This window comes from Pigmentiphaga sp. MLSB6-MA01, assembly GCF_058793475.1.
This window is the reverse complement of sequence record NZ_JBXAFV010000012.1, coordinates 44,885-59,333: the sequence shown is the minus strand read 5'-3', so window position 1 is coordinate 59,333 and position 14,449 is coordinate 44,885. Positions and strand designations below refer to the sequence as shown.

Genomic DNA, 14,449 nt, shown 5'->3' with positions numbered 1-14,449 from the left:
GACTGTCGTGTCGGTATGAGATGATCGGGCTTTGCCCAGCCTTGCCCGAAGGAGTCCCATGACCAGCACGCTTGCCATCGTCGTTTCCCTGGCGCTGTTGATGTACCTGGCCTATCGCGGCGTCACCGTGCTGCTGCTGGCGCCGCTGATGGGCGCGCTGGCGGTGGTGCTGTCCGGCGATGCCGCGCTGTTGCTGCCCATCTATACCGGCACGTTCATGACGGCCCTGAGCGGCTACGTGCTGCAATTCCTGCCCATTTTCCTGCTGGGCTCGCTGTTCGGCCAACTGATGGCCGACTCGGGGGCGGCCAATACGCTGTCGCGCTGGATCGTGGCCAGCGTGGGCGAGAAGCACGCCATCGTCACCGTGGTGCTGGCCTGCGCGCTGTTGACCTATGGCGGCGTGTCGCTGTTCGTCGTGGCCTTCGCGATCTATCCGGTCGCGGTCGACCTGTTCAAGGCGGCGCGGATTCCCAAGCGGCTGATTCCCGCCACGATCGCGCTGGGGGCCTTCACCTTCACCATGACGGCCTTGCCGGGCACGCCCGCCATCCAGAACGCGATCCCCATTCCGTACTTCGGCACCAATGTTTTCGCGGCGCCCGGCCTGGGCATCATCGCGGCCATCATCATGTTCGGCGGCGGCACCTGGTGGCTGCGGCGCCGCGCCGCGGCCGCCCATGCCGCGGGTGAGGGCTACGGCGACCACGACGACGCGCAAGAGGGCGCGCCCACGGACGCCGGCGCGCGGCAGGACGCCCGCTGGTCGATCATGCCGGTGCCGCTGGCCCTCTTGCCGCTGCTGCTGGTGGTGGGGATCAACGCCCTGTTCACCTATGTCGTGTTCCCGGCGGTGGATTTCTCGTTCCTGGCCCAGCGCTTCCCCGACCTGGCGCCGCAGAAGATCGTCGGCCTGTGGGCGCTGATCGTCGCGCTGGCCACGGCCTGCACGGTGCTGGTGCTGCTGCGGCTCAAGCATTGGAGCAACCTGAAGAACACCATCAACCAGGGCGTGTTCGGTTTCATGCTGCCGCTCTTCAACACGGCTTCCGAAGTGGGCTACGGGGCGATCATCGCCGGGCTGGCGGGGTTCGCCATCATCCGCGATGCGGTGCTGAACGTGGCGCCGGGCAATCCGCTGATTTCCGAGGCGGTGGCGATGAATGTGCTGGCGGGCATCACGGGGTCGTCCTCGGGCGGGCTGAGCATCGCCTTGCAGACGCTGGGCCAGGACTACCTGCGCATGGCGCACGAGGCGGGCATCAGCGCCGAACTCATGCACCGCGTTGCGGTGATGGCGGCCGGCGGCATGGACACCTTGCCGCACTGCGGCGCCATCATCACGCTGCTGGCCATCTGCAAGCTGACGCACCGGCAATCGTATGGAGACATCGCCGCGGTGACGATCCTTTTTCCGCTGCCGGCGCTGGCGCTGGTCATCGCGCTGGGCACGATGTTCGGCGGGTTCTGATCAGGCGCCACGGTCCGGCCCGGTATTCCCGGCCGCGGTCCAGTGGTTGATATCGTCGAGCCGGTCCATGCGGGCCAGGCGGGCGATTTCGGCGGCGACCAGGGCAGGGGCGTTTTCCGCCGCGTGCACGGCCGCGCATTCCAGGTACTTCCGTTCGAGTTCGGCGGCGCTCATGGGGGCGGCGGGACCGCCCGGCATGGTTGTCACCGTATGTTCGATGGCCTGGCCCGAGCGCAGCGTCAATCGGACCGTGGCCGGCGCCAGCTCTCCGGTATGGCGGGTGTCGACGGCGAGGTGGATGCGGTCCACGATCCCGGCGATCCCGGGGTCGAGTACCGCGGCCGGCGCGATCTCGGCCAGGCCGAGCCGGCCGCGCAGGGCGATCGAGGCCAATCCGTAGCGCAGCGAGAATTGTCCCGTGACCTGAGGGTTGGACGCGGGGGAGAACGCGCCGCCTACCAGCCTGTCCATGAATGGCGAGATCTGCGCCTCGATCCTGGCGATGTCGTCGAGCTGGATGCCGCCTGGCCGCAGGATGGCGTGGAGGGCGTCCAGCGCGGCATGGCTGCAGGCGCAGACCGGGTACTTCTTCAGGCCGGTCTCCCGTAGCGAAAACCGGACGCCGAATTGATCCGAGACGCGCTCGCGATCACTTGGGAAATACAGATTCCAGAGACCGAATGGCCCCTCGAAGGCCTGGGCCGGCGCGGTCATGCCGGCCTGGGCGAGCAGGGCGGCCTGGACGCCGGCGCGGGCGGCCAGCGCGGGTTGCAGGCGTTTGGCCAGTACCTGTTCGACGTTGGCCTGCTGCGAACCGGCGGCCATGGACAGGCACAGCCCCAAGGCATGGGCGATCTGTTCCGGAGGCAGCCGCATCAGCAGCGCGGCGGCGCCGGCGGCGCCGAAGGTGCCAAGGACGGCGCCGATGGTCCAACCCTTCTGCGGCCCCGAGACGGCGTCGGCCAGCCGGCAGACCAGTTCGCTGCCCAGGGCGCAGGCCTGCAGGACCTCGCGTCCCGTGGCATGGACCGACTCGCCCACGGCCCAGGCCGAAGCCGCCACGATGGCATCGGGATGCACGTTGGCGTGCAGGCTGTCATAGTCCAGGGCCGAGGCGCAGAGCGCGTTCACGAACGCGGCCTCGGCCGCGGGCACCTTCCACGGACCCGACCAGATGCTGCTTTGCGCCGCGCCGCCGTTGCGCCATGTCAGCTCGCGCACGGCGATGACGTCAGGCTGTGCCGCGCCCGCCCAGGCCACCATGCGCGTGTCGAGGATCAGCCGGCGGGCGCTCTCCAGCGCGTCGGCGGGAAGCCCGGTGCGGGCCGCCGACGCCAACCGGTCGCCCAGCCATTGCGAGAGGGTAGGATCAGTGTGTGCCGCCATCGACTTTCAGTACCGTGCCATTGACGAAATTCGACCGCTCGCTCAAGAGATAACAGACCGCTTCGGCCACATCCCGGGGTTGGCCGGCGGGCCGGTCGCCGTCGCCCTGGCCAGCGGCGTCCGAGGCCGCGACGATGGCTTGCATGCGGGGCGAGGCGATGGGACCGGGGGCGACGACGTTGACGCGGATGCCGTCGCGGGCATAACGCATGGCGGCGCCGCGCGAGAGCAGCTCCAGGGCGGCGTTGGCGGCTCCGCCGGGCAGGTGCACCGGCCGCGGCCGGCTGCCGCTGCCGCCGGACAGCGTGACGATGCGGCCATAGCGTTGCGCGATCATGTCCGGCAGCACGGCACGCATGGCGCGCAGGGCGCCCAGGTATTTGGTGTCCATGGCCGACGCGAAACTTGCTTCGGGCAATTCGAGGAATTCGCCGAACGCGGAAATGGACACTGAAACGACCAGGGAGCCGGCCGCGCCGAGCCTGCGCTTGATGCTCCGCGCGGCGTCATTCACGCTCGCTTGGTCCAGCAGGTCGACAGGGACGGCGATGGCCTGGCCCGGCAGGCCGGCCGCCAACTGTTCCAGTTCGGCCGCGCGCCGTCCCGACAGGGCGAGTATCGCCCCGCGTTGCGACAGCAGGCGCGCCATGGCCTGTCCCAGCGTACCGGTGGCGCCGACCAGCCAGACCGGGCGTCCGCCGAATTCGTCGGCAATCGACTCGCTCACGGTCATACCCCCGTATCGATCTTGGATTGTTCGATGACCTCTCCCCATCGGGTGTATTGCTGGCGGCCGAGCGCGTCGAGTTCTTGCGGGGACCCGGACTTCACGGCCCAGCCTTGCTCGCCGAATTGCTTGACGATGTCGGGCCTGGCGAGCACGCCGCGAATGCCCTCGTTGTATTGCGAGACGATATTGGCGGGCATGCCGGCGGGGCCCCACACGCCGTACCAGACACTGAAGTCGAATCCGGCCAGCCCCTGTTCTTGCAGCGAGGGAATCTGCGGCAGCAGCGGAAAGCGCTCCTTGCTGGTGCAGCCGATGATGCGCAGCCTGCCGGTCTTGGCATGGGTGTTGGCGGTGGCGATGGGAAGGAACATCAAGGCCACCTGGTTGCCGATCAGGTCCTGGATGGCATTGGCCGTGCCGCGATAGGGCACGTGCATCATTTCCACGCCCGCCTGCTGCTTGAACAATTCCGCGAACAGGTGGTTCTCGGTGCCGTTGCCCGGGCTGGCGTAGCTGATTTTCCCGCCACCCGCCGCGAGCCACCGTATGAGCGTGGGCAGGTCGCTGGCGGGAACGCTGTCGTTCACGACGAGCGCGAATGTGCTCCATCCTACCTGCGAAATGGGCTGGAAGCTCTTGACCGGATCGAAGGGGATGCTCTTGTAGAAGTACGGCAACAGGAACATGGTTGACGTCTGCAGCATCAAGGTGCCGCCATCGGGCGCGGACTTGGCGACCGCATCGATGCCGATGACGCCGCCGGCGCCGGGCTTGTTCTCCACGATCACGGTGCGGTCCCAGCGCGATTGCAGCAGCGGCTGCATCAGGCGCGACATGGTGTCGGGGCCGGTCCCGGGGGTCGAGGCGATGACAAGGCGGACCGGGCCGCCATTGGCACGGACCAGCGCGGGAAAGGGGAGCGCGGAGGCCGTTGCCGTCCAGGCGATGCGCGCGATCGCCTCGCGCCGTGTCACTGCGGTCGTCTGCTTTTTGTGCATGGCTGTCTCCTGGTGTGTGAACGATGCCCGGTGACGCTTGCGGCCCAGGCAAGAGGGGGCTAGTTGCGGGGTCCGGCGGCTTGCGCCGGTGCGGGGGGGGCGGGAGCGCGTGGCGAAGGGTCCGGCCGATCACCCACGCTGTAGCGCGTGCCTGGTTCGCGGGCGACCTGGGCGGCCAGGTCGATTTCCCAGGACAGGTAGTCGCGCATGGCGGAATCCAGTCCGCCCAATGGCGAAGAGGGGATGTGCCACATGTCTTCGGGGGGGTCGACGGCATCTTCCAGCCCGGTTTGCATCGGCAGGCCGGCCTCGCGCCACGCCTGGCGCCCGCCTTGCAGAAGCCGGACCGGGGCGCCGTAGCGGCCGGCGATTTCCCGGGCCGCGAAAGCGCCCGTGACCGCATCGTCGGCGACCAGGGTGACGCAAGGAAGCCGGGGCAGCGCGGGCACGCTGTGCGCCAGCCGGGAGCGCATGACGAAGCGGGAGCGGGGGATGTGGCCCTTGTAGTAGTCGTCGCTGCTGCCCAGGTCGAGTACCAGGGTGGTGCCGTCTTCCATGTCGCGCGCCAGTCGCGGGGCATCGACGGTATCGACGGGAGGGATCAGGCGGGCCGGGAGCCAGCAGGCCGGGCCGGACTCGGTCATGTGCCTGGACATGTCGCGATGATCGAGCACGCTGACGTCGCGCAAGCCCATTTGCAGCAGCCAGGCGGCGGTGATGCTTGCGCGGATGCCGTCGTCGTCGGCCAGCAGCAGGGGGGTGTTGCGGACGGCGACGTAGTAGTCGGTGGCCTGTAGCAACTGGCCGCCGGGCGCGTTGCGCGAGCCGGGGAGGTGGCCGGCCTGGTATTCCCACGGTCCGCGCACGTCCAGCAGGAGCGGACGGCCTGCGGGCTCGTCTTCGGCCTGCGACAGCCAGGCGGACATGTCCAGCACGGCTATGCCGAATCGCTCCCTCAGGTTCGCGGCCATCCGCCGTACGCCATCGAGCTGCGCCGGGTCGACGGGCTCGACCAGGTCGCTGCGGCCGGATTCCAGCGGAAATCCCGCCAGGTGCCAGCCCATGGTGCCGTTCTTCAGCGTCACCACCCGGTTGCGGACGCCGGCGCTGATCAGGGACTGGGCGCCCAGTATGCCGCGCGTGCGGCCGGCGCAGTTGATGACGATGGTCTCGTCATGATCCACCATGGCCGGCACGCGCGACAGCAGATCGGCCCCGGGGCAGTTGCGGGCGGTGGGCAGGCTCATGCGGTGGAATTCATTGGGGGGGCGGCAATCGAAGACACGGACCTTGGCGCCGCTGGCCATCAGGCCATGCAGCTCGGCCGCCTCGATCATGGGGGTGTGATAGTGGGCCTCGACCAGTTCCCCGAAGGCCTTGCTGGGAACATGTATGCCCCGGAACAGCGACTTGCCGTGACGCTGCCAGGCCTGGTTGCCTCCGCGCAGCAGGCGCAGGTTCGAATAGCCCAGCCCGAGGCAGCGCCGCGCCGCGTGGGCCGCCATGCCGTCTTCTTCGTCGCTGGTCAGGACGATCAAGGTCCGTTGCCACGGGACCAGCCGGAACAGGCGCGCCTCCAGGTCAGCGAGCGACAGCGAACAGGCGAACAACATGTGGGACTTGGCGAACAGTCCTTCGTCGCGGGCATCGAACAGGGCGAATCGCTGGTTCCCGAGCAGCAGCGCTTCGAGTCCGGGCGCGTCGATGAATTCAAATTCGTCGGTGGGCATGATGGAGGCTCGGGTGACTGGTGGAAGACCGGACCGCGGCAGCGGCCGGAGGGGAGGCGGTGACGAGGCCGGCGCCGGCCTCGTCGTCCAGCCCCAGGTATTCGCCGTTGAGATAGATCAAGGGCGAGATGGCGTCGCCGATGGCGAGCCGATAGACCGTGCCGACGAAAACGGTATGCGTGCCGACATCCAGCTGGGAGACCCGCCGGCAGAAGATGTTCGCCTGGGCTTCGTTCAGATAGGGCACGTCGTCGGCCGACAGCCGCCAATCTCCATGTTCGAAACGTTCGTCCATGGGCATCGATTTGCCGAACAGGCGGGAATGTTCGACCTGTTCGGTGCCCAGGATGTTGATGCAGAATCGCTCGCCTTCGGCCAGGGCCGCGTGCATGCCGCCGGAACGGTTCACGACCACGAGCAGGGAAGGCGGATCCATCGACACCGAAGACACGGCCGTCACGGTGATGCCGTGGTTGCCCGCGCGGTCGCGGGCCGAAACGATGGAAACCGTGGCCGCGAATCCGCGCAGCGCGCGGCGGAAATCGGTACTGATCCGGTTTTCATCGGCTGACATGCGAACTCCCCATGCCCTGTTCGATACGCGCCTTCAGATCGGCCCGCCAGACTTGCGCGGGCGCGAAGCTGGGGTCGGCATGGCACCATGCCTGCGTCCGGGCACGGATGCGGTCGGCCGGTTCGGCCAGGTCCAGGGGCTCGGAGCGCGGCTGCCGGACATACCAGGGCGTATCGACGAACAGTTCGAGCCGGTTGCCCTCGGGATCGTGGAAATACAGGGTCCAGGCATTGCCGTGATCGATGGCGCGGAAGCGGCTGGGTCCGGATTCGCGCTGGAGCCAGCCGAACACTTCCTGCAGGTGTTCCAGCGAGGCGACGCGGAACGAAATCTGGTTGATGACCTTGTCGTCCCCGGCGCCGGTCCGCCCGCTGACCAGGACCACCTGGTGATGCTCCCTGGGGTTGCGGCTCATGAAAGCCAGTTCGCGTCCGGGCAGATGGCCGCGGTCGGTCAGGACCAGCCCCAGTACGCGCTGATAGAAGCCCACCATCGTGTCCATGTCGTGTACATGGATGCCGACGTGGCTGAACTCGAGATCGGGCGTGGACATGGCGGCCTCACACGGGCAGGAATATGGGGGTGTGGACGATGTCGCCGAACAGCACGACTTCACAACGGCGGATGAGCAGTTTCCCGTCGTGCCGGGCAAGCGCCATCCGATAGACCCCGCAATAGGTGGGCCTGCCGTCCAGCCAGACCGTGAAGGAGGCCGTCGCGTGCGTGGCGTCGCGATCGCAGCGGACGCCGCTGACCGTGTGCACGCTGCGGCGGCGGTCGCGCTCGGCCCCGGAGACGATGCGGGCGCGCAGCCGCTTGAGGTCTTCGCCGATGATCAGGACGTTGTTGCCCTGCTCGATCTCGGCTTCGCGCGCCACCAGGTAGTAGCCGTCGGGGGTGAACAGCTCCAGCCAGGCGGTTCCTCGCCGGCGGTCCAGCAGGCACACATATTCATCGACCAGCGCGGTGACTTCCGGGTCGACCCGGGTGTCGTCGTCGAATGTCAGCATGTCGGCGCTCCCGCGGCTTCGTCCACCCCCATGTACTGCCGCCAGCCTTTCCACAGCGCCCGTACGGCGTGGTCGTCCGCGGGACCGCCCTGGGGGTCGGTCCTGTCGATGCCGCGGCCGATGTTGATGCGGCCGCCGGCCCGGGCCTGCAACCCTTTCTGGACGCGGGAGAAGACCACGATGTCGTCGACACCGGCCCGGCCGCCCGGGCCCCAGGAGTAATGAAAGCGTTCGCCGATCGCCCGGCGCTGTTCTTCGGTGGCGGACCTGGGGGCCAGGCAATAGGTCAGCACATTGGTCTTGTCCACGCTGACCGGTTCGATGACCCGGAAGCTGGTGACGTCCCAGACCGGGTTGTACAGGGCGATGAAGCTCGGGAAGATGCCCAGGTAGAGACGTCTTTCGCGAAGCGTTTGAATCGTCAGCGTGCGGATGTCGTCGCATTGATCGAACGCCCCGTGGATGCCCAGGTCCAGGGAAAAGCGCGACCCCTCTTTTTCCTGGAAGCCGCTGGTTCCTTCCATCTGGAACAGCGCGGCGCGCTGCGTGAACGCGTAGTCGTGCAGGTACTCGGCGTGGTAGTCGTCGAGCGTGTTTTCCATCAGCAGCTTCCAATTCGCGTCGTAGCTGTAGCGATAGGCGCCCAGCGCCACGAGCTCCTGGCCCGCATAGGCGCCGATCTCGGCCAGGTGGGGCGCGGCGGGGCCCAGATACTCCACCAGCGGCGGCGCGTCGGGATCCAGGCAGCCGAACCACATGCCGGCATGGACGTCGAAACGGGCAACCGGGACCAGGCCGTTCTCGGCGAAGCGGAACCGGTCGCCGTAGGCTTCGACCTTGGGAACGCTGATCAGGCCGCCTTGCGTGTCGTAGGTCCAGTGGTGGTAGGGGCACTTCATCTTTTCGCACTGGCCGGCCGGCGCGTCGACCAGCAGCGTGCCCTTGTGGCGGCAGGTGTTCAGGAACAGCCGCAGTTGGCCGTCCGCGCCCCGGATCGCGATGACGGGCTCGCCCGCCAGCTCGGTGGTACGGAAATCGCCCGCCTGCTTCAGCTCGCTGTCGTGCGCGATGAATTGCCAGGTATGGGCAAAGATATCGCGCTGTTCGAGCGCAAAGATGCGGGGGTCGGTGTAGCACCGGCGGTCCACGTACAGCGGGCCGGCCGCGAGACCTTGCAGCAACGGGTCGGCCGATGCGCCGGACCTCGCGGTGTCCGGCGCCGATATCGAGGTATTCATGCCTTGTCTCCTGTCCCGGGCCCGGCGCGCTCCGCTTCCACGCCGGGGATGGGACCCATCGCCCGTTGTTCGAGGCCGATGAAGTCCATCAGTTTCTTGATGCGGGCATTGGCGGTGGAGTCGAAGGGTTCGCGCAGCGGGCGGATGCGTTCGCTATATGTTTTCTTGATGGTCTTTTCGGTGGGGGACCTGGCGTCCCACAGCGCGGCGTCGTCCAGGACCTGGGGCAGTTCCGAGGCGTCGAGCCACGCCGACTTGTAGACCACGATGCCCGCGCGATTGACCAGGAACACCGGATTGTTGAATTGCGGATCGACCCAGGCGAGCTGGTTGGCGCCGTCCAGCGCGTCGATCAGCAGCGGGAACGGGAAGGGTTCCTGCTCTCGAAGCCGGGCGGCATTGCGGCGCTTTTCGTCCATCGACGCATGGGCGCCGATACGGCTGCCGGGATGGGCCTCCCGCGTGTAGACATAGCAGAACTCCACTGCCTGCGAATACTGCTCGTACAGCGAGACGAGGCTAGGTGTGGTGGTGCGGATGTTCGTCACGCACGGCGGGCACGCCAGGCTGCCGAAGACCACGAGCACGGACTTGCGCCCCCGATAGGCGTCCAGGTCGAAGGCGGGGCCATCCAGGGTTTCGCCTCGCAGCGGCGGTGCCTCGCGCCCCAGCGGCGCGCGGGCGCGGAACGACGCGATCAACTCGGGCCATTGGTCGCTCAGCGCGCCGCCCAGCGGGTCCGTTTGCCATGCCCTCGACCAGGACACGGGGTGGGGGGTGTTGTATTCGGATGTCATCGATGGGTTTCCTCTGCGTCGGATCAGGAATGCGCGAGTTCGAAGGGCAGGCCGAGTTCGGCCTGCCCGACCATGACCGCGCCGAAGTGATGCCGGCGGTGCAGCGAGTGGACGTCCATGTCGCGCATCATGCGTTCCAGCGGAAAAGACCTGAAGAAGGCCGTGCTGCCGACCAGCTGGCCGGCGATCTCCTTGAATCGCTGCAGGCAATCGACGGCCAGGTACTTGGCCTCGTTGCTCTTGAGCAAACCCTGGACCATGTCCTGGCGGGCCAGGTTGACGGCGTGGTAATACAGCAGCCGGGCGGCGTCGATCTTGGCGCGGATCTCGCCGACGTACATCTGGTAGACCTGGGTATCGACCTGGCCGCGCTGCCGCATGTAATCCACCGTCCACTGGAACATGGCCTGCAGCGTTCCGAGGTAGTTGGCGGTAAAGCCGAAGTTGATCTTGCCCAGCCAGTGTTCGGTCAGGAACGCGCCGGGGCGCGCGAGCACGCAATCGTCGGGCACGAAGCATTCCTTGAAGGTCAGCAGGGGGCTGACGCAGGCCCGCATTCCCGCGGGGTTCCAGAACACTTCATCGATGTCGAGCCCGGCGCTTTCCCGATGGACCACCACCGTCTCCAGCAGGTTGGTCTGCTCGTTGCGCACATGCACCGTCAGCCAGTCGCTGCGCGACGCGTTCGTGGCGTAGTGCTTGACGCCGGTGATCGACAGGCCGCCGCGCACGGGACGGGCCACCGTGCCGCCTCGGCCGCCGCCCGGTTCAGAACCGGCGCCCACCAGCAGCCGGCCATGCTCCTTGGTGGGGGCGAGAAAGCGCGCGACCTGTTCGTCGGAGCCGAATGCCCGGACGATCTGCGCGGCGTTGCTGTGGACCTGGAAGCAATGGGCCGTCGATGGATTGCCCATGGCCAGCCGCTCGATGATCAGAAAGTAGGAAAGCGGATCGTCGCCATCGAAGCCGAATCCCAGGCCGCCATCCTTGCGCGGCAGCGTGGAGAGCAACAGACCTTCGCGATGCAGGTCGCGGAAGTCGGCATCGGGAAACTCGCCCCGTTGGTCCAGCTCCGCGGCGCGCTTGGATAGGGACGAAAAAACCAGTTCGTCGATTCTTTCGACCAACTCCTGCTGCCGGGGACTGAACACCGTTTCCATGACGTCTCCTCGTCTTCGGTTATGATTGTGCGCTAGATGAAAATGTGTGCGTTTAGTGAAAATTATGGGCGCGGGGTGTCCAGACTGTCAAGCGGTATGCTCCGCACTTGCAGGAAGACCAAGAAAGGCAGAAATGACGACGAACGAGGAATCGAGAGACCCGCAGAGCTACGTGCGCGCGCTGGCGCGCGGCCTGGCGTTGATGGAGGCATTGGGAGGACACCCGCGTGGCCGGTCGCTCACCGACCTGGCGCAGGAGGCCTCGCTGGATCGGGCCACGGCGCGGCGCCTCCTCCTGACCCTGGGTTCGCTGGGCTACGTCAGGAACGAAGACAGCCGCTACATGCTGGCGCCGCGGGCGCTCAGCCTGGGCTATGCCTATTTGTCGTCCTATCCGTTCTGGGACGTTGCCAGGCCCTTGATGGCGCGGCTGACCGAGAAGGTGCGCCAGAGCTGTTCAGCGGCCACGCTGGACGGCCCCTACGCCGTCTATGTGGCGCGGATCCGGAGCAATCCCCATATCGTCGATGTCAGCCGGACCGTCGGCAGCCGGGTGCCGGCCTATTGCACGTCGCTGGGACGTGTCCTGCTGGCGGCCCAGCCCGTCGACGTGCAGCGGGACTTGTTGCGCCAGCTGCCGCCCGCGCGCAATACCCTCCACACCGTGGTCGACACGGACCTGCTGCTGGACATGCTGCGGGAGATCGGCGGGCAGGGCTGGGCGCTGGTGGACCAGGAGCTGGAGCCGAACCTGCGATCGCTGGCGGTGCCGGTGCGGGATGGCGCCGGGAAGGTCGTCGCGGCCTTGAACATCAGCGTGCCCGAGGGAAGGGCTTCGGCGGAGGAGTTGCTGGCGAACTATCTGGAGCCGCTGCGCAAGACGGCGGTTGAACTGACCGCGGCATTGCGGGCCAGGGAGTCGGTATAGAAACCTGCCGGTGCCGCGGTCCCGGCAAGCCTTCCTGGCCCGTTTCGTTCAGAACTTGTACTTCAGGCTGGCCGTGACATTGCGCGGCGCGCCGTAGGTGAGTTGGCTGTAGGCCGCGAACATGCCGTAGTACCTCTTGTCGAACAGGTTGTTGATGTTCAACTGCGCGGTCAACTGCTTGTTGATCTCGTAGCGCGCCATCAGGCTGACCAGGGCGTAGTCCTTCTGTTCGACCTTCTCGACCACGCCCAGCGGGTTCGGGGCATTCGTGTAGGTCTTGCCCTGCCAGTTCAGGCCGCCGCCCACGGTCAGCCCGCTCCAGGCGCCGGGCAGGCGGTAGGTGGTGAAGAGCCGGAACAGCCGGCGCGGATACAGGCTGTTCACGTCCGTGCCATCGGCGGCCTTGGCCCGGAAATGGGTGTAGCCGGCGCTCAGGTTCCAGTTGGGAGCCAGTTCGCCCGTGACTTCCAGCTCGAAGCCCTTGCTGGTCGCGCCGTCCACCGCGCGGTAGGCCGTTTCCGGCGGATTGGTCCCGGGTACGGTGTCCGTCGTCTGTTGCGCCAGATTGTTCTGCTTGATGTGGAACACGGACGCGGAGGCATTCACCCGGCCATCCAGGAATTCGCCCTTGATCCCCGTTTCCATGGCCTTGCCCTGGACCGGATCGAGGTACCGGCCGCTCACGTCGCGCGCGTTCTGGGGCAGGAAGATATCGGTGTAGCTGGCGTAGAGCGAATACTTGTCGTTCAGGTCGTAGATCACCCCGGCGTAGGGCGTCAATTCGTTGTCGCTCTTGACCTCGTAGGCGCCGCTGTAGGCGACGTCCCCTTTCTTCCGGTAGTTCGTGACCCGGGCGCCGACGATCACTTTGAGCGGATCGGTCACGTTGAAGCGCGCGACACCATAAATCGCCTGCTGCGTGGTGGTGCCGTTCTCGTAGAAGGTGGGGGCGCCCCAGGCGGGTTCCGGAAAGGATCCGTTCCAGGCATTGAAGTCCGGCGCGAGGCCGAATGCCGGCGTGGCCGCGCGGGCGTCGGCGTTGAACTTCTGGTTGGCGTAGACGTAGCCGAAAGCCAGCTCGTGCTTGCGGCCCAGCAGTTCGAACGGGCCGTCGGCCTGCACGGCCACGTCGTCCTGCGTCGTCTTCACGTCATAGGAGCCGGCGAAGGTGCTCATGCCCAGCCCGGTCGTCCTGTCGGGCGCGCCCGACAGGTAGAGCAGGTACGAGTCGGCCTTGCGCTCGCTGCGGTTGTAGCTGAGCTTGACCCGCCAATCGTTGTCGAAGCGATGCTGCAGCGAAGCGAAATAAGTCTGGTAAGTCGTGTCCCAGCGCGTCCAGTCGGCCGCCGCGTTCTTGGAGCGGTCCCAGTTCGCGGGCGTGCCGTCGCTGTACCAGAGCGGCAGGCCGCCCCACATCGGACCGCGCGCCTTGTTCTTCTGGTAGCTGACGCCCGCCGTCAGCAGCGTGCTGCTGGTCAGGTCCGCTTCCAGCGTCGCGAACAGGGTCTGGTTCTTGTTGCTCAACCGGTCGATCCAGCTGTCGCGTTCCGAGTGTTCGCCCACCACGCGCAGCCGTACCGTCCTGGCCGCGTTGACGGGAGTGGACAGGTCGACCATGCCGCGGCGCAGGTTCCAACTGCCCAGGTCCACCTGCGCGGTGCCGGTGAACTCCTTGCTGCTGGCCCGCTTGCGGACCATGTTGATGGCCGCGGAAGGATTGCCTGAACCCGTGGTCAATCCCGTTGCCCCGCGCACGATCTCCACCCGGTCGTAGGTGACCAGGCTGCTGAAGATCTCGCCCGAACTCCAGGGCTGCTCCCAGGTGGTCGGGACGCCGTCGATCATCAGCGCGTTGATGTCGAAGCCGCGGGCGTTGAACTGGGCGCGATGGGTCTCGTACTGGTTGACCGAGACGCCCGTGGTGTTGTTCAGCACGTCGGTGATGGTCTGCAATTTCTGGTCTTCGACGCGCTGCTGCGTGACCACGGTTACGGACTGCGGCGTATCGCGCAGGCTCAGGCCCAGCGGCGTGGCGGTGCGGGAAGGGCCCGCCGTGGTGTAGGAGCCCGTGCCTTCCGTGGTTGCGGAGTCGTCGTTGCGGGGCGCGGCATTGACGGTGATCGCCGGGAGCACGGCCGTCGCTTCCTGCGCCGAGGCGTACACGGGAAGCGCCGCGGCGATGCACAGGCTGAGTCGTTTGAGTTGAACGGGTACGGCTGGGCGGGCTGCCATTTTCTCCCTCGTGATGGTTGGTCTGGGTTGAACGAATGCACAAGATCCGGGTTGCGATCGGCCGCGGCGGCACGTCGCCGAGCCAGACGCCAGAACCCGATTCCCCCTTGATTTTTATGAATGATAATTGTTTTTATTTATACTTATGTTTACTTTTTGTCCGGGTGTTTGCTGAAGGCAACAGTCGGGGGCCGG

13 protein-coding genes are annotated in these 14,449 nt (G+C 66.8%); 2 read left to right on the top strand and 11 right to left on the bottom strand.

Annotated features, from left to right (window positions below; translation table 11 throughout):
- Positions 1–58: 58 nt before the first annotated feature.
- A complete protein-coding gene (locus AC1Q6E_RS19440; RefSeq protein WP_492573338.1) occupies positions 59–1,471 on the top strand; it encodes a GntP family permease in 1,413 nt (470 codons plus the stop codon).
- On the opposite strand, the gene AC1Q6E_RS19435 is transcribed toward AC1Q6E_RS19440, so the two are convergent.
- Genes AC1Q6E_RS19435 through AC1Q6E_RS19390 form a run of 10 tightly spaced genes read right to left on the bottom strand, consistent with a single transcriptional unit; the run spans position 1,472 to position 11,094 of the window.
- On the bottom strand, positions 1,472–2,857 hold the full coding sequence (locus AC1Q6E_RS19435) for an MmgE/PrpD family protein (RefSeq protein WP_296558887.1): 1,386 nt from the start codon (positions 2,855–2,857) through the stop codon (positions 1,472–1,474).
- The gene (locus AC1Q6E_RS19430; protein WP_296558889.1) at positions 2,841–3,584 is read right to left on the bottom strand and encodes an SDR family NAD(P)-dependent oxidoreductase; all 744 of its coding nucleotides are present in this window, start codon (positions 3,582–3,584) and stop codon (positions 2,841–2,843) included. The genes AC1Q6E_RS19435 and AC1Q6E_RS19430 overlap by 17 nt, the downstream gene beginning before the upstream one ends.
- Positions 3,585–3,586: 2 nt before the next feature.
- The gene (locus tag AC1Q6E_RS19425) at positions 3,587–4,585 is read right to left on the bottom strand and encodes a tripartite tricarboxylate transporter substrate binding protein (RefSeq protein ID WP_152792550.1); all 999 of its coding nucleotides are present in this window, start codon (positions 4,583–4,585) and stop codon (positions 3,587–3,589) included.
- Between the two features lie 59 nt (positions 4,586–4,644).
- Positions 4,645–6,315 carry a rhodanese-like domain-containing protein gene (locus tag AC1Q6E_RS19420; protein ID WP_492573337.1) on the bottom strand — a complete coding sequence of 557 codons (1,671 nt, stop codon included), beginning with the start codon at positions 6,313–6,315 and terminating at the stop codon, positions 4,645–4,647.
- Positions 6,296–6,889 (bottom strand): flavin reductase family protein, encoded by a 594-nt coding sequence (locus AC1Q6E_RS19415; protein WP_492573336.1) that lies wholly within the window; start codon positions 6,887–6,889, stop codon positions 6,296–6,298. Before AC1Q6E_RS19415 ends, AC1Q6E_RS19420 begins: the two co-directional genes overlap by 20 nt.
- Entirely contained in the window at positions 6,876–7,442 is a 567-nt protein-coding gene (locus AC1Q6E_RS19410; protein ID WP_492573335.1) for a VOC family protein, read from the bottom strand. The genes AC1Q6E_RS19415 and AC1Q6E_RS19410 overlap by 14 nt, the downstream gene beginning before the upstream one ends.
- A gap of 7 nt (positions 7,443–7,449) precedes the next feature.
- A complete protein-coding gene (locus AC1Q6E_RS19405) occupies positions 7,450–7,899 on the bottom strand; it encodes a nuclear transport factor 2 family protein (RefSeq protein WP_152792546.1) in 450 nt (149 codons plus the stop codon).
- Entirely contained in the window at positions 7,893–9,137 is a 1,245-nt protein-coding gene (locus tag AC1Q6E_RS19400) for an aromatic ring-hydroxylating oxygenase subunit alpha (RefSeq protein WP_492573334.1), read from the bottom strand. Before AC1Q6E_RS19400 ends, AC1Q6E_RS19405 begins: the two co-directional genes overlap by 7 nt.
- The gene (locus tag AC1Q6E_RS19395; protein ID WP_492573333.1) at positions 9,134–9,934 is read right to left on the bottom strand and encodes a TlpA family protein disulfide reductase; all 801 of its coding nucleotides are present in this window, start codon (positions 9,932–9,934) and stop codon (positions 9,134–9,136) included. Before AC1Q6E_RS19395 ends, AC1Q6E_RS19400 begins: the two co-directional genes overlap by 4 nt.
- A gap of 23 nt (positions 9,935–9,957) precedes the next feature.
- Positions 9,958–11,094 carry an acyl-CoA dehydrogenase family protein gene (locus AC1Q6E_RS19390; RefSeq protein WP_152792543.1) on the bottom strand — a complete coding sequence of 379 codons (1,137 nt, stop codon included), beginning with the start codon at positions 11,092–11,094 and terminating at the stop codon, positions 9,958–9,960.
- A 133-nt stretch (positions 11,095–11,227) separates the two neighbouring features.
- Between AC1Q6E_RS19390 and AC1Q6E_RS19385 the strand changes: the two genes are divergently transcribed.
- On the top strand, positions 11,228–12,022 hold the full coding sequence (locus AC1Q6E_RS19385) for an IclR family transcriptional regulator domain-containing protein (RefSeq protein ID WP_492573332.1): 795 nt from the start codon (positions 11,228–11,230) through the stop codon (positions 12,020–12,022).
- A 48-nt stretch (positions 12,023–12,070) separates the two neighbouring features.
- Here the strand turns inward: AC1Q6E_RS19385 and fhuE are convergent, their stop codons facing one another.
- Positions 12,071–14,254, bottom strand: coding sequence for a ferric-rhodotorulic acid/ferric-coprogen receptor FhuE (fhuE, locus tag AC1Q6E_RS19380; RefSeq protein WP_492573331.1), 2,184 nt, complete (start codon positions 14,252–14,254; stop codon positions 12,071–12,073).
- Positions 14,255–14,449 lie beyond the last annotated feature (195 nt).